Here is a 21,910-nt window from a genome sequence, read left to right as displayed (position 1 = left end):
CGGATGTCGAGTCGAGTGCGTGCCCCCGGGTGCCGTGGGCCGCTGCCCTCAGGGGTGGGGACGACGACGGCGCCGGTCACCGCGGGATCGCGGTGACCGGCGCCGCCGGGGTCAGGGCTGCCTCAGACGGTGAACCGACTGACGGCGTCCTGCAGCTCATCGCTCATCCGGGACAGCTCCGCCGCCGACTGCTGGGCCTCCGCGACCCGCTGGTTGGTCTCCGCCGTGCCCGCCGCCAGCCCGGAGATCGCAGTGGCGATGCTCCGCGAACTCCCCGCCGCCTCAGCGACGTTGCGGTTCATCTCGTTGGTGGTCGCCGTCTGCTCCTCCACCGCCGCCGCGATCGTGGCCTGGAAGTCGTTGATCTGACCGATCACGTTGCTGATCTCACCGATCGCCTCCACCGCACCCGCGGTGTCACCCTGGATCGCCTCCACCCGACGAGAGATGTCCTCCGTCGCCCGAGCCGTCTCCTGCGCCAACTCCTTCACCTCACTGGCCACCACCGCGAAGCCCTTGCCCGCCTCACCCGCACGCGCCGCCTCGATCGTGGCGTTCAGCGCCAGCAGGTTCGTCTGCTCCGCGATCCCGTTGATCAACTTCACCACCGTCGCGATCTCCTGCGACGAGTCACCCAGCTTCCCCACCGTCCGCGTCGTGTTCTCCGCGACGTTCACCGCCTGACCAGCCACCCGACTGGCCTCACTGGCGTTCTGCGAGATCTCCCGGATCGCCGCCTCCATCTGCTGCGACCCCGTCGACACCGTGTCCACGCTGGAGGCCACCTCACCGGCCGAGGCCACCACCACGTCGGCCTGACCCGCGGCGTTGCGCGCGTTGCTCGCCATCGCCTCCGCACCTGCGTTCAGCTGCAGCGACGCCGTGGCCAGGCGTCCGGCCGAGTCGTTGACCAGCGTGAGCACGCTGCCGAGCGCGTCGAGCGTCTCGTCCAGCGACTCGGCGACCTGGCCCAGTTCGGCACCACCGGTCCGGCCGGCGCGCACCCGCAGGTCGCCGCCGGCGACCTGCTCGAGGGTCTCGCGGATGCGCTGCACCGGGCGGGTGACGCTGCGGGCCATCAGGACGGCCAGCGCGACGGAGACCGCGAAGCCGATCGCCACGCCGAGCAGCGTCAGCGTGCGAGCCGCGCTGTACGCGTCGCGGGCCTCCTGCACGGTGGCCTCGGTGGCGGTGATCTGCGCGTCGCTGGCCGCCGTGAGCGCATCGATGGCGTTGGTCTCGGCCTCGATCAGCGTGGGCAGCACGGACATCGGGTCGCCGCCGGCGGCGCCGATCTCGGCCATCTGCGCGCTGGCGTCGTCGTAGAGCGCGATCGCGGTCTGGAAGTCCTGGAACGCGGCCTCGGTGGCCGGCCGGAGGGCAACCTCGTCCAGGTCGGCGCGCAGCCCGTCCAGCGTCTCCCGGATGGCCGCCATCTGCTCCTGGAGGTTCTGCACGATCTCCGGCGAGAGGCCCGCACCCGTGGACCGGGAGATGGTCGCCTGGTACTGCCAGTAGGTGGACCGGAGCAGCAGGATGTCGCGGAGCGGGACGGCGCCCTCCTCGTAGACCACCTCGGCCTGGTGGCTGAGCGCCGACATCCGCGAGATGCCGAGGCCACCGACGACGAGGGTCATCAGGGCGACGGTGAGGAAGGCTGCGAGCAACCTGCCGCGCAGCCCGAGCCGGGCCAGCGGGTTCCGCCCGGGCTCGTCCGCCCGGTCAGGAGCATGCGCGGTGGGGTCGTGGTCGTTGATCGCGTCCATGGCGTGCCTCTCGTCGCTCGGGCGCACCGACGCGCCCCTCGCCCATGGGATCGGCACCATGGACGGACGACTCCACCTGAGATCCGATAACGGAACGGATCGGTCCGCCAGGGACCGGTCAGGCTCGCAGGGAAGCCAGCAGCACGGCCACACCCTCGGCGTCGTTCGAGTCGGTCACGTCGGTGGCCGCCGCGAGCACGTCCGGGTGGGCGTGCGCCATCGCCACGGCACGGCCGCCGCCTTCCCGCACCCAGTCGAAGGCGGCCAGGTCGTTGGGCATGTCGCCGAAGTAGACGATGTCGGCCGCCGTCAGCCCGCGCTCGGCGGCGAGCCGGGCCAGGCCGGTGGCCTTCGTGATCCCGACGGCGGAGATCTCGGCCATCGCGTCGGACGAGGAGTACGTGACCGTGGCGGTGTCCCCCACCACCTCGGCGACCAGGGCGACGAACTGGTCGCGGCCCATCCGCTCGTGCCGGGCCAGCAGCTTGGCCACCGGCTGGGCGACCATCTCGGCCAGGGTGGCCACGGCGACCCCGGGGGCGTCCCGGTCCCAGCGCGGCCGGTAGATGGGCTCGTGCCGGAACTGGTCGCCGTACTCGACCGCGAACCACGTGTCGGGCTGGTGCTCGCGGAGCCGTCCGGTGATCTGGCGGAGCACCTCCGGCTGCACCGGGTGCTCCTCGAGCACCTGGAACTCCCCCAGGTCCAGCAGCACCGCGCCGTTGCAGCAGATCGCGGTGCCACCACCGAGCCGGTCCCGCACCCCGAGCATCCAGCGGGGCGGGCGGCCGGTGGCCAGCACCAGCGGCACACCGTCGTCGGCCCAGCGGTGCAGCTCGGCCAGGGTGGCATCGCTGATCGTCTCGTCGTTGCGCAGCAGTGTGCCGTCCAGGTCGCTGACGATGAGCTTCGGGCGCCAGTCAGACATCGGTCTCCCCCAGTGCGAGCACGGCTTCCAGGTAGCGGGCGACGCCGTCGGCGTCGTGCCCGCTGGTCCGGTCGCCGGCGGCGGCCCGGACGGCGGGGTGGGCGTTCGCGACGGCGACCGCCCGACCCCCGGCTGCGCTGACCGCCTCGATCATCGGCAGGTCGTTGGGCATGTCGCCGAACACCAGCACGTCGCCGAACCCGACGTCCAGCTGGTCCAGGACGACGGCCAACCCGGTGGCCTTGGTGACCCCCGGCGGCAGCACCTCGATGAACCCCAGGCCGGCGTGGGTGAGCTCGGCGACCGCCGGGTCGACGACCGAGCGGGCCAGCGCGACGAGCTCGTCCTCGCCCAGCCGGGAGGAGCGCAGGAAGACCTTGAGCACTGCACCGACCGGCAGCACCTGGTGCCGGGGCAGCAGGTGCGCCGGTTCCGGGTAGGGCCAGTCGAAGCCGTGCTGCACGCGCAGCGGGCGCAGCGCCTCGGCCTGCTCGGCGGCGTCCTCCACCGCCACGATCAGCTCGCCGGCGACCTCCTCGATCGCGGCGATGACCTCGGTCGCGGCGTCGCGGGGCATGCCGACGGTGCGCAGCACCTCGTCCCCGGCGCCGTCCCGGCCGAACCGGACGACGTAGCCACCCTGCGCCAGGACGGCGATGCCCTGGCCGCCCAGCGCGGCGCGGACGCTCTCCAGCAGGCGCGGGCCGCGGCCGGTGGCGCCGACGACCGGGATGCCCGCGCCCCGGCAGGCGGCGATGGCCGCGGCGGTGCGGGGGCTGACCTCCCCGGCCGAGCCGAGCAGCGTGCCGTCCAGGTCGCTGACCACCAGCTTCGGCCGCCAGACGCCGAGCCGGGCGCGCAGATCGCCCAGGTCGACGACCTCGGCCGCGTGGACGGCCGCGGCCGGGGCGGTCAGACCGCCCCCGGCCGGCTGCTGGACGGTCACGCGGGGACGCCGGGCGCCGCGACGGCGGCCAGGGACATGCCCGGGGTGAGCACCTCGTGGCCGCCCAGCCAGGGTCGCAGCGCCGCCGGCACGTGCACCGAGCCGTCGGCCCGCTGGTGCACCTCGAGCAGGCAGGCGATGGTGCGGGCGATCGCGCAGAGCGTGCCGTTCAGCGTGGCCACCGGCTGCGGCTTCCCGTCGGCGTCCCGGCTGCGGATGGCCAGCCGCCGGGACTGGAAGGTGGTGCAGTCCGAGGTGCTGGTCAGCTCGCGGTAGGCGCTCTGGCTGGGGAACCACGCCTCGATGTCGAACTTGCGGGCCGCGCTGGTGCCCAGGTCGCCGGCGGCGATGTCGACCACCCGGTAGGGCAGCTCGAGGAGCTGGAGGAACTCCTCCTCCCACTGCAGCAGCCGGCGGTGCTCGGCCTCGGCCTCCTCGGGGGCGCAGAAGCTGAACATCTCGACCTTGTCGAACCAGTGCACCCGGATGATGCCGCGGGTGTCCTTGCCGTAGGAGCCGGCCTCGCGGCGGAAGCAGGAGGACCAGCCGGCGTAGCGGCGCGGCCCGGCGGAGAGGTCGAGCACCTCACGCGCGTGCATGCCGGCCAGTGCGACCTCCGAGGTGCCGACCAGGTACAGGTCGTCGCGCTCGACGCGGTAGATCTCCTCGTCGTGCTCGCCGGTGAAGCCGGTGCCCTCCATGGCCTCGGGCTTGACCAGGGCCGGGGCGATCACCGGGATGAACCCGGCGGCCACCGCCCGGGTGATCGCCAGCTGGGCCAGCGCGAACTCCAGCAGCGCGCCGGGGCCGGTCAGGAAGTAGAAGCGGGCGCCGGAGACCTTCGCGCCCCGCTCCATGTCGATGGCGCCGAGGGCCTCGCCGATCTGCAGGTGGTCGCGCACCTGGAAGTCGTAGGCGGGCAGCTCCCCGACGGTCCGGATCTCCACGGCGTCGTCCTCACCGCCCGGCGGGACGTCGGGGTGGACGACGTTGGGGATCCGCAGGTGCAGCGCGTGCAGCGCCGCGTCGGCGGTGCGCTCGGCCTCCTCCGCCTCCTTCACCTGGGCGGCCAGCGCCTTCGCCCGCTCCAGGACGGCGGGGCGCTCCTCCGGGCTCGCCTTCCTGACCGCCTGGGAGGCCGCCTTCTGCTCCCCGCGCAGGTCGTCGGCGGCCTTGACCGCGGCCCGGCGCTCGGCGTCGGCGGTCAGCAGCGCATCGACCAGCGACTCGTCGGCACCCCGGGCACGCTGACTGGCGCGGACGAGGTCGGGGTTCTCGCGGACGAGGCGCAGGTCGATCACCGCCTGATCGTAGGTGCCGCGGCCGCCACGCCCCCGCCCCTCCAGGCACAGGAAGCTCTCCACCCGGTTTCGGCCGCGAAACCGGGTGAAAAGCCTCCTGTGCCTTGCGGGCTCCGGGTCACTGCGGGGCGTCCAGGAGGGTCCGCACCGCCGACCGCACCCTGGTGCTCTCCTCCTCCAGGGTGGACAGCAGGTCCTCGTGCGCCGGGGACAGGGTGCTGCCCAGGTCCTCGAGGCGCTGGCACAGCTCGGCGAGCCGGAGCGCGCCGAGCGCCGCGCTGCTGCCCTTCAGCCGGTGGGCCAGCCGGTCCATGGACCCCTCGTCCTCCGCCACCTGCGCCGGCCCTCCGGCCGCGGCCAACAGCGCGGCGACCGTGGACTCCAGGCTCGCCACGTACTGCCCGTAGAGGTGGCGGAACCCGTCGTCGCCGAGGTCGCGGAGCTCCTCGACCGTCTCGGCGTCCAGCGGTGACGGCTCGCCCTGCGCAGCCGCCTGCGCGACCGGCACCGCGGGCAGCGTCGTGCGGCCGCCGATGGCGTAGGGGCTCAGCGCCTGCTCGAGGACCGCGAGCCGCACCGGCTTGGTGAGGAACAGGTCGGCGCCGGCCTCGAGGAAGGCCGCCCGGTCGCTGGCCAGCACGCTGGCGGTGACCGCCATGATCACCGGCTGGGGCCCCGGCAGGGCACGGATGGCCGCGGTGGCGTCCACCCCGCCCATGACCGGCATCTGGGCGTCCATCAGCACGACGTCGTAGGCGCCCTCGAGCACCGCCTCCACAGCCTGCTCGCCGTTCTCGACGTGGTCGCAGTCGTGGCCGAGCTGGTCCAGGTAGAGGCTCATCAGCCGGGCGTTGACCGCGTGGTCCTCGGCGACCAGGACCCGCAGCCTGCCCGTGGTGCCCGCCGGCCGGCCGGACGCCGCGCGGACGGGGTCGGCCGCGCCCGTCGCCGCCGCCGTCAGGACCGTGCAGAGGGTGTTCAGCAGCCGGTCGGGGCGGACCGGCTTGTGCAGCCGGGCGGAGAACTCGGAGAGCTCGTCGGCGTGCACGCCGGCGGAGCTGCTGAGCAGGACCAGCGGGAGCGTCGCCGTCTCCGGACGCCCGTGCACCGCTGCAGCGAGCGCGAGGCCGTCCATCCCCGGCATGTGCAGGTCGAGCACGGCGAGGTCGAACGGGTCACCGGCGGCCAGCTCGCGGAGCGCCTCCGCACCGCCGGGGGCCAGCACGCAGTGCGCGCCGTACTGGGCCAGCTGGTGGTCCAGGATCCGCAGGTTGGTCGGGTTGTCGTCGACGACCAGCACCCGGCGGCCGGCCAGGTTCGCCGCGCACGGCGGCTGCTGGTCCGCGAGGGCCTCCAGCCGGACGCGCACGGTGAAGGTGGAGCCACGCCCGGACTCGCTGTCGACGTCGATGTCCCCGTCCATCGCGCGGGCGATGCGCTGGCTGATCGCCAGCCCGAGGCCGGTGCCACCGTAGGAGCGGGTGGTGGAGGTGTCGACCTGGCTGAAGGACCGGAAGAGCCGGTGGCGCTGGTCGGCGGGGATGCCGATGCCCGTGTCGGAGACCGAGATCGCACAGGTCACCTCGTCACCGGGGCCGGTGGGCGTCGCGGTCACGCCGATGAGCACCTGGCCGGAGGTGGTGAATTTGAGCGCGTTCCCGACCAGGTTCATGACCACCTGGCGCAGCCGCGGCCCGTCCCCGGCGAACCGCCAGGACCGGTCGGCCGGGACGTCGACGAGCAGGTCCAGCCCCTTCCCGGCGGCCTGCGGGGCGAGCAGCTGGGCCACGTCGTAGACCAGGTCGTGCAGGTCGAACGGCGCGGTCTCCAGGTCCAGCTCGCCGGCCTCGATCTTGGAGAAGTCGAGGATGTCGTTGATCAGCGTCAGGAGGCTGTCGCCGCTGCCGGCGATCGTCTCCAGGTGCCCACGCTGCTCGGGGGTCAGACCCGTGGTCAGCAGCAGGTCGGTCAGGCCCAGGACGGCGTTGAGCGGCGTGCGGATCTCGTGGCTCATGGTGGCCAGGAAGGCCGTCTTCGCCTGGCCGGCCCGCTCGGCCTGGTCACGGGCGTCCATCAGCTCACGCTCCCGCTCGGCCACCAGGGCGTTGCGGTCCTCGAGCGCCTGGCCCAGGGCGTTCACGTCCTGGGCGATCTCGCGGAACTCGGTCGGACCGCTCTCGGTCGCCCGCCGGCCGACGTCCCCGTCGGCCAGCGCGGCCAGGGTGTCCCGGACCTCCCGGGTGGGCGGCAGCAGCTCCTCGGCCAGCTGCCGGTTCGCCCGCCGGACGGCGACGGCCACGGCGACGGCCACCAGCAGTCCGAGCGCAGCGCCGCCCAGCAGCACGACCCGCTGCTGGCTGATCGCCAGGGAGCGCCGGTCCTCCTGGGTCGCCCGCACGTCCGCCTGGACCTCTCGGTAGGCGTCGAAGAACCGCTTGTCCCGGCTCAGCAGGTCGCTGAGCCCGACGGTGTCGTTCATCTCCGGCGGGCTGGCCAGCATCGGGGTGGCCCAGCTGTCGATCCAGCGGGCCTCGGCGACCTGCAGCCCGGCGAGCTCGTCGATCAGCTGGTCGTCCTCCTGGGCCAGGGCGGCCAGCTCGGCGTCCAGCTCCGCCAGGTCCTGCACCCCCCGGTAGTAGGGCTGCAGGAAGCGGTCCTCCCGCGTCACCAGGTAACCGCGCAGACCGGTCTCCTGGTTGATCATCGCGCTGTGGCTGTCCTGCAGGGCGCTGAGCACCTCGTTGGCCCGGTCGACCCGGTCGCTGAGCACCGCGACGGAGAGCACGGCGAGGCCCAGGGTGGTGAGGGCGACCGTGGTCAGGGCGGCGAGCCCGACCAGCAGCGGGCGCCGGAGGAGCACCCGCAGGGGGCGGCCCGGGAACGTCGGAGGGTGCTGCTCGGCGGTCACCCCCCAGAGATCGGCCCGGGGGACCCACTCCTTGAGGCCGGGCGCGGTCCCGGCGACGGACTTCAGTCGACCGGCGCAGCTGCCGATGGAGCGGCGCACCCCTCCTTCTGATCGGAGCCCCATGACCCACGTCCTGGTCGTCGACGACGACCCCGTCATCGCCGACCTCGTGGCCTTCCGGCTGAGCCGGCTCGGCCTGCGCATCACCGTCGAGACCGACGGCGAGGCGGGCCTGGCCGCGATCCGGCAGCTCCGTCCGGACCTGGTCGTGCTCGACTGGATGATGCCGCGGATGAACGGGCTGGAGGTCTGCCGGGCCGTGCGCGAGGACCCGGACCCCGCCCTGGCCGGCACCCCGGTCCTGCTGCTGACCGCCAAGGCGCAGGAGCCGGACCTGGAGCGCGGGTTCGCCGCCGGCGCCACCGACTTCGTCACCAAGCCGTTCAGCACCCGGGAGCTGGTCAGCCGGGTCACCGCCGCCCTGCCGGCGGGCAGCGTCTCGGTGTGACCACCGCCGCCGGCGTCGCCCTGGTGCTGGGCATGGTGCTGGCCGGGCTGGTCGTCGTGCTGCTGCTCGCCGTCGGGCTCCAGCACCGGCAGCGGACCCGCACCCAGGCCCGCGACGCCCGGCGCCGGGCCGAGCTCATGCCCACCGTGCACGCGCTGCTGGACGACGACGGGGACGACCCGGCGCCCGGCCCGCACGTCACCTCCGCCCCCGCCCTCCTCGACGAGCTCGTGCTCGACCTGCTGCCGCAGCTGCGTGGCAGCGACCGGCGTGTCCTGCAGCGGGTGCTGGCCACCCGCGGGGTCGTCGACCGCGCCGCTGCCGACCTCACCGCACGCGCCGCGTGGCGGCGAGGACGGGCCGCGACGCTCCTGGGCTCGGCCGCCGCCACCGACCACACCCCGGCCCTGGCGGCGTGCCTGACCGACCGGTCGGCCGACGTCCGGAGCGCCGCTGCCCGCGCCCTCGGCAAGGCCGGTGACCCGGCGTCGGTGGCCCCGCTGCTGGTCTCCCTGACCGGTCCGCGGGCCCTTCCGGTCGGCGTCGTCGGCATGGCCCTGCTGGACCTCGGCATCCCCGTCCTGCCCGCGCTGCGCACCGCCCTCACCGAGGGCAGCCCACCCGCCCGGGCGCTGGCCGCCGAGGTGCTCGGCGTGCACGGCGACCCCCTCGCCACGTCGGGCCTGCTGGCCCTGCTCCAGGACCGCTGGCAGCCCACCGAGGTGCGGCGGGCCGCCGCCGCCGCGCTGGGCAGGATCGGCTCCCCGCTGGCCACCGCGGAGCTCACCCAGCTGCTCGCGACCGGACCGGTGCCCGCACTGCAGCGCGTCGCCGCCGAGGCCCTCGGCCGGATCGGCGACCCGACCGGGATCCCCACGCTCGTCTCCGGGTTGCACGCCACCGACCCCGGTGTGCGGGCGGCCTGCGCCGACGCCCTCGCCGCGCTCGGCGACGAGGGCCGCGGCCGGCTCCGCGTGCTGGCCATCGGGACCAGCCCGGCCGGCCGCGCCGCGCTGTCCGCGCTGGACGCGGTCGCCACCGCACGGCAGTGGCGCCGGCCGGTGACGCCCCGATGAGAGAGCTGGCCACCGATCTCGTCCTGGCCTTGAACTGGACCGTCTTCGGCTACGTCGTCGTCCTCGACCTCACGATGCTGCTGCTCGTGCTCGCCGGTGCCCGGCGGGTGGCGGCCGGCCGCCGCTGGAAGGGCGCCGAGGGGCACGACGAGATCTTCGCCAGCCCGCTGACCCCCGCCGTCTCGGTGCTGGTGCCCGCCCACGACGAGGAGGCCGGGGTCCTGGACACCCTCGCCGCCGCGCTCGGGCAGCGCTACCCCGCCCTGGAGGTGGTGCTGGTGGACGACGGCTCGACCGACCGCACCTTCCAGCTGGTGGCCGACCGGTACGCCCTCCGCGAGGTGGTCCCCCACCCGACGGCGGCGCTGCCGGTGGACGGCGAGGTCCTCTCCGTGCACCGCGCCACCACCGGCGACCCGCTGACGGTGATCCGCAAGACCAGCGTCGGGCGGCGGTCCGACGCCGTCAACGCCGCCCTCAACCTCGCCCGGTACCCGCTCGTGTGCATGCTCGACGGCGACTCCCTGCTCGAGTCCGACGCCCTGCTGCGGGTGGCACGGCCGTTCGTGGAGGACCCGACCCAGGTCGTCGCCACCGGTGGCGTGATCCGGACCGCCAACGGGGCCCTCACCGACCGGGGCACCGTGCTGGAACCGCGACTGTCGCGGAACTGGCTGGTGCGGATCCAGGCCGTGGAGTACCTGCGCTCGTTCCTGCTGGGGCGCACCGGCTGGGCCGACGCCAACGCACTGCTGATCATCTCCGGGGCCTTCGGGCTGTTCCGGCGTGACCTGCTGATCGAGATCGGCGGCCTGGACCCGCGGTCGCTGGCCGAGGATGCCGAGCTGGTCGTCACCCTGCAGGAGAAGCTGCGCCGCGAGCGCCGTCCGCACCGCGTCGTCTTCGTGCCCGAGCCCGTCTGCTGGACCGAGGTGCCCGAGACGTGGCAGGTGCTGGGCCGGCAGCGCAAGCGCTGGGCGCACGGCCTGGGGCAGCTGCTGTGGAAGCACCGCCGGATGATGGGCAACCCCCGCTACGGCGTCGTGGGGACCGTCGCGCTGCCGTTCTTCCTGCTCTTCGAGCTGCTCGGCCCGGTGGTCGAGGTCGTGGGGCTGGCCTCGGTGGTCCTGTCGGCGGGCCTGGGCCTGCTGGACGTGGGCACGGCGCTGCTGATGGTCGGTCTGGCGCTGGCGCTGGGGACGCTGCTGTCGACGACCACGATCGCGGTCGAGGAGTTCACCTTCCACCGCTACCGCCGGGGCCGGGACCTGCTCGCCCTGCTGGCCGCCGGGGTGCTGGAGAACGTGGGCTACCGCCAGGTGCACGCCTGGTTCCGGCTGCGCGGCCTGGCCGCTGCCCTCACTCGCCGGGCCCCGGTGTGGACGGCGATGCCCCGGGTCGGCTTCGTCGGCGGCACCCCGTTGCCCGACGCGCCGGCGGACGCCGGCGGGCAGCAGGCCGCCGGTGACCAGCTGACCCGCGTCCGGTCCTGACCCCGGTCAGCCCGCGGGGCAGCCCGCTGCGCTGAACTCGGCGAACTGCTCGACCAGCGCCGGGGAGTCGGCCAGCGCGTCGTGCCACTCCTTCCACCGCTGATGCGTGAACCCGGCCGCGGCGAGGCGGTCGTCGAGGTCGGTGGTGATGCCGGCCTCCTCGACGAAGCTCATCGAGTCGATCGTGCACTGGCGGAGGAACTCCACCTCGGCGATCCGCCGGGTGGTCGCGTCCGCCGGGGTGCCCGACGGCGCGGCCTCGGTGCCCGCCGTGGCGGTCCCGGTACCGGTGCCGCACCCGCTGACGCCGGTGAGGAGCGCCAGCGCGGCGCCGGCGAGGAGGGTCCGGCCGCACCAGCCACGGCCGGCCGTGCGCCGCACCGGCTCAGCCGACGACAAGGGTCACCGTCCCGGGGACGGACTGCCGTGCCGCGGCGGTGTGGTCGACGACGAGTGGCAGGACGTACGTCCCGGGCGCCAGCCCGGTCACGTCGAACCGGACGGCGACGTGGTCGGTGCTCCCGCCGACCAGGGAGCTGCCACCGGCGAGCCGGCTCGCTGTCGCGTCGCCGGGGTAGGCGACCGCGAGCCCGGCGGGCAGCGCGCCCAGCCGCACGGACACGTCGGACAGGTCGGCCTGGCCGCCGGTGAAGGCGATCTCCTGGAAGTCGTTGCTGCCTGCCGGGACGGACAGGCTCGAGGTGACCTGGGTGAACGGCGGGCCGACGGCCGGCTGCACCGGCACCGTGACCGTGGCCGTGGTGCTGTGCCGGCGGACCTTGTCGTCGTTGCCGCCGCCCTGCTCCTTGCACTGCCCGTTGTCACCGCACGTGCCGGTGTAGGACGAGAGCAGGGTGATCTGGAAGGGCGTCGTCTGGCTGTACGGGACCGCCAGCTTGACGGCGGTGAAGTCGCGCGTGCTGCCGACCAGCGTGGCCGACCCGTACAGCGAGGTGTCCGCGCCGCCGCGCGTGGTCGGGTAGCTGACGCCGACCCCGGCGGGCGCGCTCACCGTCGTCGACCAGTCGGTCACCGTCTGATCGGCGGCCCAGACCACCGACAGCCACGCCGACTGCCCGGGGACCAGGGGCGCCGTCTGCGTCGTGATCGCGCGGACGCCGGTCTTGTCCGCGTCGGCCCCCGCGACGGGCGGGCCGATCAGCGAGGCCGCGAGGAGGGCGCCCACCAGCGCCACCAGGGCGGCACCCTGCCGTCCCGACCTGTGCACCTGCCGCATGCCGCACCACCACTCCCGTCGACGGACGACCGCCGATCGGGTCCCGTGCTCGCGGCACGCTAGCGACGACGATCGCGGTCACCGTGCTCGCACCGCGGGCAAGTCCTGCCAAGAACACCGCGTCGGCGCGGTTGCCCCGCTGCGGGACACTGGGGGCATGCGGTTCCTCGGTGACGCCCGTCCGGCCCACGACCTGACCTACGCCGACGTCTTCATGGTGCCGGCGCACTCGACGGTCGGCTCCCGGCTCGAGGTGGACCTGACCACGCCGGACCGGGTGGGGACGACGATCCCGATCGTCGTCGCCAACATGACCGCGATCTCCGGACGGCGGATGGCCGAGACGGTGGCCCGGCGCGGTGGCCTCGCCGTCCTGCCGCAGGACATCCCGGTCGACGTCGTCACCGAGGTCGTCTCCTGGGTCAAGCACCGGCACCCGGTCTACGACACCCCGATCACCCTCTCCCCCACGTCCACCGTCGGCGAGGCGCTGTCACTGCTGACCAAGCGGGCGCACGGGATCGTCGTGGTCGTCGAGGGCGGCTCCCCGGTCGGCATCGTCACCGACGGCCAGTGCCAGGGCGTCGACCGGTTCACCCAGCTGGCCGAGGTGATGACCCGCGACCCGCTGACCATCCCGGCCGGCACCGACCTGCCCAAGGTCTTCGACGTCCTCTCCGGCGAGCGGGTGAGCGCGGCACCGGTGGTCGAGGGCGACCGGCTGGTCGGCGTCGTCACCCGCAAGGGCGCACTGCGCTCCGCGATCTACACCCCGGCGACCGGGCGCGACGGCCACCTGCTCACCTCCGCGGCGGTGGGCATCAACGGCGACGTCGCGGGCAAGGCGGGCGCCCTGCTCGCCGCCGGGGTCGACGTGCTGGTCGTCGACACCGCGCACGGGCACCAGGAGAAGGCGCTGGAGGCGGTGGCCGCGGTGCGCGCCGTGGCCGGCTCGACCCCGGTCGTCGCCGGCAACGTGGTGACCGCGCAGGGCACCCGCGACCTGGTCGAGGCCGGGGCGGACGTCGTCAAGGTCGGCGTCGGCCCGGGCGCCATGTGCACCACCCGGATGATGACCGGCGTCGGCCGCCCGCAGTTCTCCGCGGTCGAGGAGTGCGCCGCCGCCGCGCGGGAGCTCGGCAAGCACGTCTGGGCCGACGGCGGGGTGCGGCACCCGCGCGACGTCGCCCTGGCGCTGGCCGCCGGCGCGGCGAACGTGATGGTCGGCTCCTGGTTCGCCGGCACCTACGAGAGCGCCGGGGACCTCTACGACGACGGCGCCGGCCGCCGGTACAAGGAGAGCTTCGGGATGGCCTCGGCCCGCGCGGTGAAGGCCCGCACGTCGACGCAGAGCGGTTTCGACCGGGCCCGCGCCGGGCTGTTCGAGGAGGGCATCAGCTCCTCGCGGATGTACCTGGACCCGGCCCGGCCCGGCGTCGAGGACCTGATCGACCAGGTCGTGGCCGGCGTCCGCTCCTCGTGCACGTACGCCGGCGCCCGCACGGTCGACGAGCTGCACGAGCGTGCGGTGCTGGGTGTGCAGAGCGCAGCGGGCTACGAGGAGGGCCGCCCGCTGCCGATCAGCTGGTGATCCGGCGCTGATGGACGCGATCCCGCTCCGCCGCTTCGAGGAGCTCGTCGCCGACGCCCTGGACGAGGTGCCCGAGGAGCTGATGGCGTTGCTGGACAACGTCGTCGTGCTGGTCGAGGACCGGAACCCCGAGGAGCCGGACCTGCTGGGGATCTACGAGGGCTACGCGCTCACCGAGCGCGGCTGGGACCACTCCGGGGCGCTGCCGGACCGGATCATGATCTACCGCGAGGCGATCTGCGACATCTGCGCGGACGAGGAGCAGGTGGCCGAGGAGGTCACGATCACCGTCGTCCACGAGATCGCCCACCACTTCGGCATCGACGAGGAGAAGCTGCACGCCCTCGGCTGGGCGTGAGGACCCCCTTGCCCCCCACCCCTCGCGGGCTCGGGGCGGGCCCCTGCAAGGGGGCCGGTCAGGGGCAACACCGAGGGGTAGCGTTCGATGACGTGCCCGAGGACGACGCGAACACCGGCGGACTGCCGATCAAGATGCTGCACGACCGGCTGCTGGTCTCCCTCCGCAAGGAGGACGGCGACCGCCGGTCCAGCGGCGGCATCCTGATCCCGGCGACCGCCCAGGTCGCCAAGCGGCTGGTCTGGGGCGAGGCGAAGGGAGTCGGCCCGAGCGTGCGGCAGGTCAAGGTCGGCGACCAGGTGCTGTTCTCCCCCGAGGACCAGCACGAGGTCGAGGTGCACGGCGAGGACCTGATCATCCTGCGCGAGCGCGACGTGCACGCCGTCGCCGCCGAGCGGATCGAGGAGTCCACCGGCCTCTACCTCTGACGGAGGACCCCCTCGGCCCCCACCGACGGGGCCGGGGGCAGCGTCCCGGCCAGCAGCTCGTCGGTGCGCAGCTGGTCGACGAGGTCCTCGGACAGCTCGTCCTCGCAGTCCAGGCCGCGGGCGATCAGTCCCCGGTAGGCCGCGATCTTCGCGCGCACCACCGCCAGGTCGTCCTGCAGCTCGACCATCCGCTGCTCGATCGCCGCACACTGCCGCTCCAGCAACACCATCCGCTCTGGGTGGTGGGCCAGCTCGCCACCGCCCAGCTCGATGAACCGCCGCACGTCGGCCACCGGCATGCCGGTGCGGCGCAGCGCCTGGACGAGCCGGATGAACCGCAGCGCGCCCGGCGGGTAGCGCCGTCGTCCGTCGGCGGTCCGCTCCACCAGCGGGAGCAGCCCCTCGCGCTCGTACCAGCGGAGCGTGTCGATGCTCAGCCCGGTCTCCTCGGAGACCTGCCGGATGCCGAGGGCGTCGCGGTCCATGGGCCTCACGCTAGGCCGTCACCGCCAGCACGAAGCGGTACCGGACGTCACCCTCGGCCAACCGAGCCAACGCCGTGTCCACCTGCTCGAGCGGCAGCACCTCGACGTCGGCGGTGAGGCCGTGCGCGCCGCAGAAATCCAGCATCTCCTGGGTCTCCACGGTGCCCGCGGAGCCGGAGACGGTGAGCGTGCGGCCGAGCAGGCTCATCGGCGACACCACGTACTGCTCGGGGAGGCCGAGGACGCACAGCGTCCCGTCCAGCCGGAGCGCCCCCAGGTACGGCGCGAGGTCGTGCGCGGCGGAGGCGGTGTCCAGCACGAGGTCCAGCCGGCCGGCGACGGCGGCCATCGCCCCGGGGTCGGTGGAGACGACGACGTCGTCGGCGCCCAGGGCGCGGGCGTCGGCCTCCTTGGCCGCCGAGGTGGTGAAGACGGTGACCCGGGCGCCCAGCGCGACGGCGAACCGCACCGCGAGGTGGCCCAGCCCGCCGAGGCCGACGACCCCGACCTCCGTCTCGGGGCCGACCCCGGCGCGCCGCAGCGGCGCCCAGGTGGTGACGCCCGCGCACATCAGCGGGGCCACCGCGGCCGGGTCGAGCCCGGCGGGGAGGGCGTAGACGAAGGCGTCACGGGCCACGTACTCGGTCGAGTACGCGCCCTGGGTCGGGCTGCCGTCGCGCAGGTCGCGTCCGCCGTAGGTCGTGGTGGGGAACTCCCGGCAGTACGGCTCCCGGTGGGCGAGGCAGCTGGCGCACCGCCCGCACGAGTCGACGATGTTGCCCACGGCGACCGGGTCGCCGACCCGGAAGCGGGTGACCTCGGCCCCGACCGCGGTCACCTCGCCGGTGAACTCGTGGCCGGGCACCAGCGGTGGGGCCCCGGCCGCGAGCGACTCGATGGCGTGCAGGTCGCTGTGGCAGACGCCGACGTGGGTGACCCGGACGGCGACGTCGTCGGACCGCAGCTCCCGGCGGGTGAACTCGATCGGCCGCAGCGGCTCGTGCGGGCCGTACGCGGCGAAGCCGGTGACTGCTCTCATGCCGGGGACGCTAGGAGCTGGAGTGGACTCCAGCGCAAGCCCTGCCCCGGGGCGCATGTGACGAGACGGTCCCGCTCAACGATGTGCAGCGGGTGCCCGAGAGGGCACACTCTGTGATCATGAGGACGGGGTCGGCACGACGGTCAGACCGCCGTCCCGGCGCGCACTCGGGCCACCCACTCCTCCGCCGCGGCGAAGGCCTGGTCGCCCACCCGTTCCTCCACCGGCTTGCCCGGCTGGTCGTCGGCCCGGGGGTAGGAGCCGAGGAAGCGCACCTCGGCGCAGATCCGGTGCAGCGCCGCCAGTGCGTCGCCCACCCGCCGGTCGGTCACGTGGCCCTCGACGTCGATGGAGAAGGAGTAGACGCCGAGCCGCTCGCGGGTCGGCCGGGACTCGATGCGGGCCAGGCTGATGCCCCGCACCGCGAACTCCGCCAACAGGTCCAGCAGCGCACCGGTGCGGTCGTGCACCACGGCCCAGATCGTGGTCTTGTCCGCCCCCGTCGGGGCCGGCAGCCCACCGGGCGGCTCCACCAGGACGAAGCGGGTCACGGCGCCGGGGTGGTCGGCCAGGTCGGCGACGAGCGTGTCCAGGCCGTAGCGGTCAGCGGCGATCGCCGCGCAGACCGCGGCGTCGAACTCGCCCTCGGCGACCCGACGGGCGGCGTCGGCCGTGGAGGCGGCCGGGACGACGTCGGCCCCCGGCAGGGACTCGGCGAGCCGGCTGCGGCACTGGGCCAGCGCATGCGGGTGGCTGGCCACGGTGCGCACGTCGGCGGCGGCGCTCCCCGGGCGGACGGCGAGCACGAAGGCCACCTCGAGGAAGACCTCGCGGGTGACCACCAGCGGGTCGCCGGCCACCAGCCCGTCCATCGTGGCCGGCACGGAGCCCTCGACGGAGTTCTCCAGCGGCACCAGGGCGGCTGCGCACCCCCCGGTCCGGACGGCCGTCAGCGTGGCCGCCACGCTGGCCTCCGGTCGGGTGCCGACCGCTCCCAGCGCCCCGGTGACCGTGCCGAGCGCGGCCTCGGCGAAGGTACCCTCGGGACCCAGATAGGCGAACTCCGTCGGGGCTGTGCTGCGTGGTGCAGTCGGCATCCGGCGAGGGTAGTGCGGACGTATCGGACCCCGACTCCCGTCGGGTCCCCGGTACGGGGGGAGCTGCCTCGTCACCGGCCGGACACGCGCACCTCGCGTGCCCCGACAGCTGAGTGGAGGGACGCGTGAACCCAGGGCTCCCCGCCGACGAGCGGCTGCAGACCGCCCGCTGGCGGCTGCTGACCGCCAGCGCCGCCGAGGACGCCCGGGTGTTCGCCGACGAGTTCGCCCGGGCCGCGGACGACCTGAGCGCCACCGGCGACCCCTGCTGGGACGCGTGGTCGGCCGCCTTCACCGCGCGCGCCGCCCTCTTCGACGCCGACCTGGACGGTGCTGCGGACGCCGTGGGGGTCGCCCGGGCCGCGCTCGCGGAGTGCCCTCCGTCCGCCGAGCACGCCCTGACGCTGGCCTACCTGGCGCACCTGGAGGTGGCCGCCGACCGGTTCGACGCGGCGATGCACCTGGCCGTGGACGCCAGCCTGCTCGCCGACCAGCTGTCCGGTGAGCCGCCCAGCCGTCCGCTGCACCAGGCCCACCACTGGCTGTCCCTCGCGCTGACCCGGCTGGACCTCGAGGAACTCGCCGTGGCCCAGTCGCTCCGCGGCGCGCGGGTCGCCGCAGCCCTCCCCGACCCCGGCGACCAGTGGCAGCTGCTCCGGCTGTGCGCCCAGCAGCACGCCGAGCTCGCCCAGACGGTGCACCGGCGTGGCCAGGCCGACCGCTCGGAGGAGCTGGCCCAGGCCGCGCTGGAGTGTGCGACCAGCGCCCGCGCGCTGCCGTGGGAGCCGAGCGACGCCGACGCCGACCTGCTCGACGTCGTCCAGGCCTGGGCCCTGACCCTGGCCGGTCAGCTCGACGACGCCCTGCCGCCGCTGCGCCGCGTGCGCCGGCACCTGGCCGCCGGCGACGGCGGGACGTGGCTGGTCGGGTACGCCGACCTGGTCCTGGCCAGGCTGCTGAGCCGGTCGTGCGCCGTCGAGCCCGGCGCCGACCGCGGTGCGGGCGAGGAGGCCGTCGGCCTGCTGGTGGACGCCTCCGGCGCCTTCGCCGCCGTCAACGACCGCCGCCGGTACCGGCAGTGCCTGCTGGAGCTGGGGCAGACCACCGCGGCGCTGGGGTCGACGACCGAGGCGCTGCACTGGCTGGAGGCCTACCGGGCCGAGACCACCCGGGCGCACCGGCGTGGGCGTGAGCTCTGGGCGGAGATGTTCGTGCGCCGCAGCCGGTTGCGCGAGGCGGAGCGGCAGACCGCCGTGCTCCGTCGGCATGCTCTCGAGGACACCCTGACCGGCCTGGGCAACCGGCGCAGCGCCGAGCGGCGGCTGGCCGAGCTGCCGCTGGACGGTGAGCCGGTGTCACTGGCCGTCGTGGACGTCGACGGCTTCAAGTCCGTCAACGACCAGAACTCGCACCTGCACGGCGACGCGGTGCTGCGCCGGGTCGCCGAGCTCCTCCGTCAGCACAGCCGCACCGGCGACGAGGTCTTCCGCTGGGCCGGCGACGAGTTCGTGGTCGTGCTGCCGAACACCACCGAGGCGCAGGCCCTGGTCGCGACGGAACGGCTGCGCAGCGCCGTGGCCTGCGCCGAGTGGGGCGACCTGCAGATGCCCGCACCGGTGACCGTCAGCATCGGCGTGGCCACCACCGGGTCGGCCGGCGCCCCGGGACCGCAGTCCTGGCGGGAGCTGTTCGACCGGGCCGACCTGAACCTGTTCGGCGCCAAGCGGGGCGGCCGCAACCGGGTGCGGGCATCCGGTGGGGCGCAGCAGCCCGCCGCACCCACCGCACGGTCCGGTCCGCTGCCGGCCGACGCCTCGGTCGACGACCTCGTGGCGGAGGTGCTCGGCACGACCCCGCGCCGGCCGGGCTGGGCGTTCGACGACGGCGCGGAGGTCGCGTCGTGAGGTCGTGGCGGGTCCGTGAGAGGTCCGTGGGGCAGGAGGGACCGGTCGACGCGCCGGTGCGTGACACGCCGCCGGCTCCGGGGCACAGTGCCCTGGTGCCACCCGGTCTGCTGCACCAGCAAGTGAGCTCAGCCCTCACGAACTGGCAGCTGGACACGGCCGAGACCTTGCTGCGCGAGATCGACGGCGAGCTGCCGGCCGCCCCGGTCGACGACCACTCGGGGGCGCCGCTCACCTCGCTCGCCCGCGCCTGGGCCGACACCCTCCGCGCCGAACTGCTGGTCCGGCGCCTGCGGCGGGCCGGCTACTCCCTGCTGGGCGACCCCCTGGTCGAGGGCGGTCCCGAGCAGGAGGGTCCGCTGGACCAGCACGACCCGGACGAGGCCGTGGACCGCGACAGCCGCTCGGAGTCGGCCACGCAGGCAGCGCTGGCCATCTCCCTGGTCCGCTCGGCGCGCGCGGCCTTCGACGCCCAGGACGACGACCTGCAGCGGGCTGCCGGGCTGGTCCGGCACGCTCGGATCGAGCTGCTGTCCCGCCGGGTCGACGCGGCGATGGACGAGGCGGTCGAGGCGGCCAGCCTGCTGGACCCGGCCCTGCCGCCGAGCCCCCTGCTGGTGCACACGCTGAGCTCGCTGGCCGCCGTGCTGGCCGACCTGGAGCTCATGCCGCTGGCCCTGGACTACCAGCGCCGGGCCGCTGACCTGACCGCCGAGGCGATCAGTGCGGCCGGCACCGACTCCGAGGCCGGCTCCGTCGACGCGCTCGCCGCCGAGGCCGCGACCCGGCTGGCCGCGCTCTGCGCCGAGGTCGGCGAGGGGCTGCTCGACGACGGCGGCGCCGACGCCGCGGCGCCGCACTTCGCCGAGGCACGCGTCCTCGCCGTCCGGGCGCTGGGGCAGCTGCACCCCGGCGTCCCGGGGCTGCTGGACGCCCAGGTGGTGCACGGCTGGGCGCTGGTCGGCCTCGGTGAGCACGCCGCCGCCCGGTCGCTGCTGACCAGCGTCGTCTCCGCCGCGAGCGGCGCCGAGGAGCGCGCTCTCCTGGCCTCCGCGGAGCTGGGCCTGGGCCGTGCGCTGCGCCGCTCGGGCGACCCGCGGGCAGCTGACGACCACCTGGCCACCGCGCTGGCCACCGCCACCGAGCACGGGCTGCCGCGGTTGCGCCGGGCCGCGCTGCGCGAGCTCTGCACGCTGCACGCCGAGCTGGACGACGCGGCCCGGGCGCTGCCCTACCTGCAGGCCTACCTCGCCGACGAGCTGGACCGGGTCGACGAGCGGCGCACCCGCTGGGTCGAGCTGTTCGGCCGGCGCAAGAGCCTGCTGGAGACCGAGCGGGCCGCCGGCCAGCTGCGCCGCCAGGCCTACGAGGACCCGCTCACCCACCTGCCCAACCGCCGCTACGCCGAGGCCCGGCTCGACGGGCTGCTGTCGGCGGGGGCGCTGCCGGCGCTGGCGGTGGTCGACATCGACCGGTTCAAGGCGATCAACGACGCCGCCGGGCACCCGACCGGCGACGCCGTGCTCCGGGCGGTCGGCCAGCTGCTGGTCGACGGCTGCCGGGACACCGACGAGGTGTGCCGCTGGGCCGGTGACGAGTTCGTCATCCTGCTGCCGGACACCACCTCCGAGCAGGCCGAGCGCGCGATGGAGCGCATCCGCCGCTCGATCGCGACGCACGACTGGTCCGCCCTGGGCGTCGAGGTGCCGGTGCGGATCAGCGTCGGCATCGCCCAGGCGGCCCGCGGCGACGACCGGCGCACCCTGTTCGCCGCCGCCGACGGGGTCCTCTACGACGCCAAGCGGGCCGGGCGGGACCGGGTCGTCCGGCTGTCCGGCGTCACCCAGACGCGCGCCGCCGACGCCGCCCCAGCCGTCGACGACCACGTGGCCGAGACGGGCCCGGCCGCGGAGGAGACGACGCCCGTGGCCGTCCCGACGTCGTCCACTCTCCGCGAGGTGACCGCCCCGCTCCCCGCGGACCGCGAGGAACAGCCCGAGGACACCACCGGCGGCTTCGCCCCGCTGCTGGTGGAGCCGGCCGACGTCGAGCCGCCGGCCCGGCTGCGCAGCCCGCTGGACGAGCTGTTCGGCGGCCCCTCGACCCGCCCGGCAGCGCAGCCGGCGGCCGATCCGGTGGTCAGCCCCGCGCCCGCCCCGGCGGCCGTGCCGCCGCCGGCGGTGACGACGGTCGCCGCGCCGGTCCCGGCCACCGGCCCGGACGTCATCTGGGGCACCGGGCGCAGCACCGAGCAGGTCCTCGCCCTCGTGCGCGAGGCCCGCCGCGAACACCCCGCCCACCCGGCCGTGGTGGTGCGGGCCAGCGCCGACACCCTGGTCGCACTGGCCACCGAGCACGACGCCTACACGACGATGGACGCCGCGGCGATGTCTGCCGCGGTCGGCCCGGTGCCCGAGCCGGTCGGCCGGGTGGGCGTGCTGTGCGCCAGCAGCGGCGACACCCCGATCGCCGCCGAGGCGGCCTTCGTCGCCCGGGTCACCGGCACCGAGGTGGTGCGGGTCGACGACGTCGGCGGCAGCCGGATCCACCCGCTGCTGACCGACCGGTCGCTGCTCACCGACGTCGACTGCCTCATCGTGGTGGCGGGCCTGGACGCGGCGCTGGCCAGCGTGGTGAGCGGGCTGACCGAGGTGCCGGTGGTCGCCGTCCCGACGTCGGCCGGCCAGGGCGCCAGCTCGTTCGGCGGGTTCAGCGCGCTGCTCACCATGCTCAACTCCGCCGCGCCCGGCGTCGTGGTCAGCAACATCGACAACGGCTGGTCCGCCGGCGTCTTCGCCGCCCGCATCGCCCGGAGGACGGCCGAGCGATGATCCGCCCGCCAGGG

Annotated in this window: 18 protein-coding genes; 8 read left to right on the top strand and 10 right to left on the bottom strand. The window is 74.9% G+C overall.

From position 1 onward, the window contains the following. Positions 1-122 precede the first annotated feature (122 nt). The 5 genes from O2V61_RS00495 to O2V61_RS00475 form a co-directional block, all read right to left on the bottom strand. Positions 123-1,766 carry a methyl-accepting chemotaxis protein gene (locus O2V61_RS00495; RefSeq protein ID WP_269181384.1) on the bottom strand — a complete coding sequence of 548 codons (1,644 nt, stop codon included), beginning with the start codon at positions 1,764-1,766 and terminating at the stop codon, positions 123-125. A gap of 118 nt (positions 1,767-1,884) precedes the next feature. Then, positions 1,885-2,694, bottom strand: a complete 810-nt coding sequence (locus O2V61_RS00490) for an HAD family hydrolase (protein ID WP_269181383.1) — start codon at positions 2,692-2,694, stop codon at positions 1,885-1,887. Further along, positions 2,687-3,640, bottom strand: coding sequence for an HAD family hydrolase (locus O2V61_RS00485; protein ID WP_269181382.1), 954 nt, complete (start codon positions 3,638-3,640; stop codon positions 2,687-2,689). Before O2V61_RS00485 ends, O2V61_RS00490 begins: the two co-directional genes overlap by 8 nt. Continuing rightward, on the bottom strand, positions 3,637-4,941 hold the full coding sequence (gene serS, locus O2V61_RS00480) for a serine--tRNA ligase (protein WP_269181381.1): 1,305 nt from the start codon (positions 4,939-4,941) through the stop codon (positions 3,637-3,639). Before serS ends, O2V61_RS00485 begins: the two co-directional genes overlap by 4 nt. Before the next feature lie 118 nt (positions 4,942-5,059). Continuing rightward, positions 5,060-7,948 carry a hybrid sensor histidine kinase/response regulator gene (locus O2V61_RS00475; RefSeq protein WP_269181380.1) on the bottom strand — a complete coding sequence of 963 codons (2,889 nt, stop codon included), beginning with the start codon at positions 7,946-7,948 and terminating at the stop codon, positions 5,060-5,062. Between the two features lie 22 nt (positions 7,949-7,970). On the opposite strand from O2V61_RS00475, the gene O2V61_RS00470 reads away from it, so the two are divergent. From O2V61_RS00470 to O2V61_RS00460, 3 genes are read left to right on the top strand one after another with little or no spacing between them, the layout of a single operon-like run. After that, complete coding sequence (locus tag O2V61_RS00470) at positions 7,971-8,357, top strand: response regulator transcription factor (RefSeq protein WP_269181379.1); 387 nt, start codon at positions 7,971-7,973, stop codon at positions 8,355-8,357. Further along, on the top strand, positions 8,354-9,433 hold the full coding sequence (locus tag O2V61_RS00465) for a HEAT repeat domain-containing protein (protein WP_269181378.1): 1,080 nt from the start codon (positions 8,354-8,356) through the stop codon (positions 9,431-9,433). The genes O2V61_RS00470 and O2V61_RS00465 overlap by 4 nt, the downstream gene beginning before the upstream one ends. Further along, a complete protein-coding gene (locus O2V61_RS00460) occupies positions 9,430-10,926 on the top strand; it encodes a glycosyltransferase family 2 protein (protein ID WP_269181377.1) in 1,497 nt (498 codons plus the stop codon). Before O2V61_RS00465 ends, O2V61_RS00460 begins: the two co-directional genes overlap by 4 nt. 6 nt (positions 10,927-10,932) lie before the next feature. On the opposite strand, the gene O2V61_RS00455 is transcribed toward O2V61_RS00460, so the two are convergent. Together O2V61_RS00455 and O2V61_RS00450 are read right to left on the bottom strand one after the other, a co-directional pair. After that, the gene (locus O2V61_RS00455; protein WP_269181376.1) at positions 10,933-11,307 is read right to left on the bottom strand and encodes a hypothetical protein; all 375 of its coding nucleotides are present in this window, start codon (positions 11,305-11,307) and stop codon (positions 10,933-10,935) included. Between the two features lie 4 nt (positions 11,308-11,311). Next, positions 11,312-12,163 (bottom strand): hypothetical protein, encoded by an 852-nt coding sequence (locus O2V61_RS00450; protein ID WP_269181375.1) that lies wholly within the window; start codon positions 12,161-12,163, stop codon positions 11,312-11,314. A gap of 157 nt (positions 12,164-12,320) precedes the next feature. Between O2V61_RS00450 and O2V61_RS00445 the strand changes: the two genes are divergently transcribed. From O2V61_RS00445 to O2V61_RS00435, 3 genes are all read left to right on the top strand, one after another. After that, complete coding sequence (locus tag O2V61_RS00445) at positions 12,321-13,754, top strand: GuaB1 family IMP dehydrogenase-related protein (protein WP_269181374.1); 1,434 nt, start codon at positions 12,321-12,323, stop codon at positions 13,752-13,754. A 10-nt stretch (positions 13,755-13,764) separates the two neighbouring features. Beyond that, positions 13,765-14,112 carry a metallopeptidase family protein gene (locus tag O2V61_RS00440; RefSeq protein ID WP_269181373.1) on the top strand — a complete coding sequence of 116 codons (348 nt, stop codon included), beginning with the start codon at positions 13,765-13,767 and terminating at the stop codon, positions 14,110-14,112. Positions 14,113-14,204: 92 nt separating this feature from the next. Beyond that, the gene (locus O2V61_RS00435) at positions 14,205-14,540 is read left to right on the top strand and encodes a GroES family chaperonin (RefSeq protein WP_269181372.1); all 336 of its coding nucleotides are present in this window, start codon (positions 14,205-14,207) and stop codon (positions 14,538-14,540) included. Here O2V61_RS00435 and O2V61_RS00430 read toward each other — a convergent pair. From O2V61_RS00430 to pheA, 3 genes are all read right to left on the bottom strand, one after another. Continuing rightward, positions 14,531-15,025, bottom strand: coding sequence for a MerR family transcriptional regulator (locus O2V61_RS00430; RefSeq protein ID WP_269181371.1), 495 nt, complete (start codon positions 15,023-15,025; stop codon positions 14,531-14,533). The two genes, O2V61_RS00435 and O2V61_RS00430, sit on opposite strands and share 10 nt — an antisense overlap. A 10-nt stretch (positions 15,026-15,035) precedes the next feature. After that, positions 15,036-16,064, bottom strand: coding sequence for an NAD(P)-dependent alcohol dehydrogenase (locus O2V61_RS00425; RefSeq protein ID WP_269181370.1), 1,029 nt, complete (start codon positions 16,062-16,064; stop codon positions 15,036-15,038). A 143-nt stretch (positions 16,065-16,207) separates the two neighbouring features. Beyond that, positions 16,208-17,161 carry a prephenate dehydratase gene (gene pheA / locus O2V61_RS00420; RefSeq protein WP_269181369.1) on the bottom strand — a complete coding sequence of 318 codons (954 nt, stop codon included), beginning with the start codon at positions 17,159-17,161 and terminating at the stop codon, positions 16,208-16,210. A 125-nt stretch (positions 17,162-17,286) separates the two neighbouring features. On the opposite strand from pheA, the gene O2V61_RS00415 reads away from it, so the two are divergent. Then, positions 17,287-19,065 carry a GGDEF domain-containing protein gene (locus tag O2V61_RS00415; protein WP_269181368.1) on the top strand — a complete coding sequence of 593 codons (1,779 nt, stop codon included), beginning with the start codon at positions 17,287-17,289 and terminating at the stop codon, positions 19,063-19,065. Positions 19,066-19,187: 122 nt separating this feature from the next. After that, entirely contained in the window at positions 19,188-21,896 is a 2,709-nt protein-coding gene (locus tag O2V61_RS00410; RefSeq protein WP_269181367.1) for a diguanylate cyclase domain-containing protein, read from the top strand. Positions 21,897-21,910: the final 14 nt, after the last annotated feature.

The sequence above is a fragment of the Modestobacter sp. VKM Ac-2985 genome, assembly GCF_026967925.1.
Lineage (GTDB): Bacteria > Actinomycetota > Actinomycetes > Mycobacteriales > Geodermatophilaceae > Modestobacter.
The sequence above is the reverse complement of the archived record's forward strand: the minus strand, read 5'-3'. Positions and strand labels throughout refer to the sequence as shown.

Bases quoted from the DNA above. Each gene is read 5' to 3' on its own strand.
- O2V61_RS00430 (WP_269181371.1), bottom strand. From the start codon at position 15,025: ATGGACCGCGACGCCCTCGGCATCCGGCAGGTCTCCGAGGAGACCGGG.
- pheA (WP_269181369.1), bottom strand. From the start codon at position 17,161: ATGCCGACTGCACCACGCAGCACAGCCCCGACGGAGTTCGCCTATCTG.
- O2V61_RS00450 (WP_269181375.1), bottom strand. From the start codon at position 12,163: ATGCGGCAGGTGCACAGGTCGGGACGGCAGGGTGCCGCCCTGGTGGCG.
- O2V61_RS00440 (WP_269181373.1), top strand. From the start codon at position 13,765: ATGGACGCGATCCCGCTCCGCCGCTTCGAGGAGCTCGTCGCCGACGCC.
- O2V61_RS00470 (WP_269181379.1), top strand. From the start codon at position 7,971: ATGACCCACGTCCTGGTCGTCGACGACGACCCCGTCATCGCCGACCTC.
- O2V61_RS00490 (WP_269181383.1), bottom strand. From the start codon at position 2,694: ATGTCTGACTGGCGCCCGAAGCTCATCGTCAGCGACCTGGACGGCACA.
- O2V61_RS00495 (WP_269181384.1), bottom strand. From the start codon at position 1,766: ATGGACGCGATCAACGACCACGACCCCACCGCGCATGCTCCTGACCGG.
- O2V61_RS00425 (WP_269181370.1), bottom strand. From the start codon at position 16,064: ATGAGAGCAGTCACCGGCTTCGCCGCGTACGGCCCGCACGAGCCGCTG.
- O2V61_RS00460 (WP_269181377.1), top strand. From the start codon at position 9,430: ATGAGAGAGCTGGCCACCGATCTCGTCCTGGCCTTGAACTGGACCGTC.
- O2V61_RS00445 (WP_269181374.1), top strand. From the start codon at position 12,321: ATGCGGTTCCTCGGTGACGCCCGTCCGGCCCACGACCTGACCTACGCC.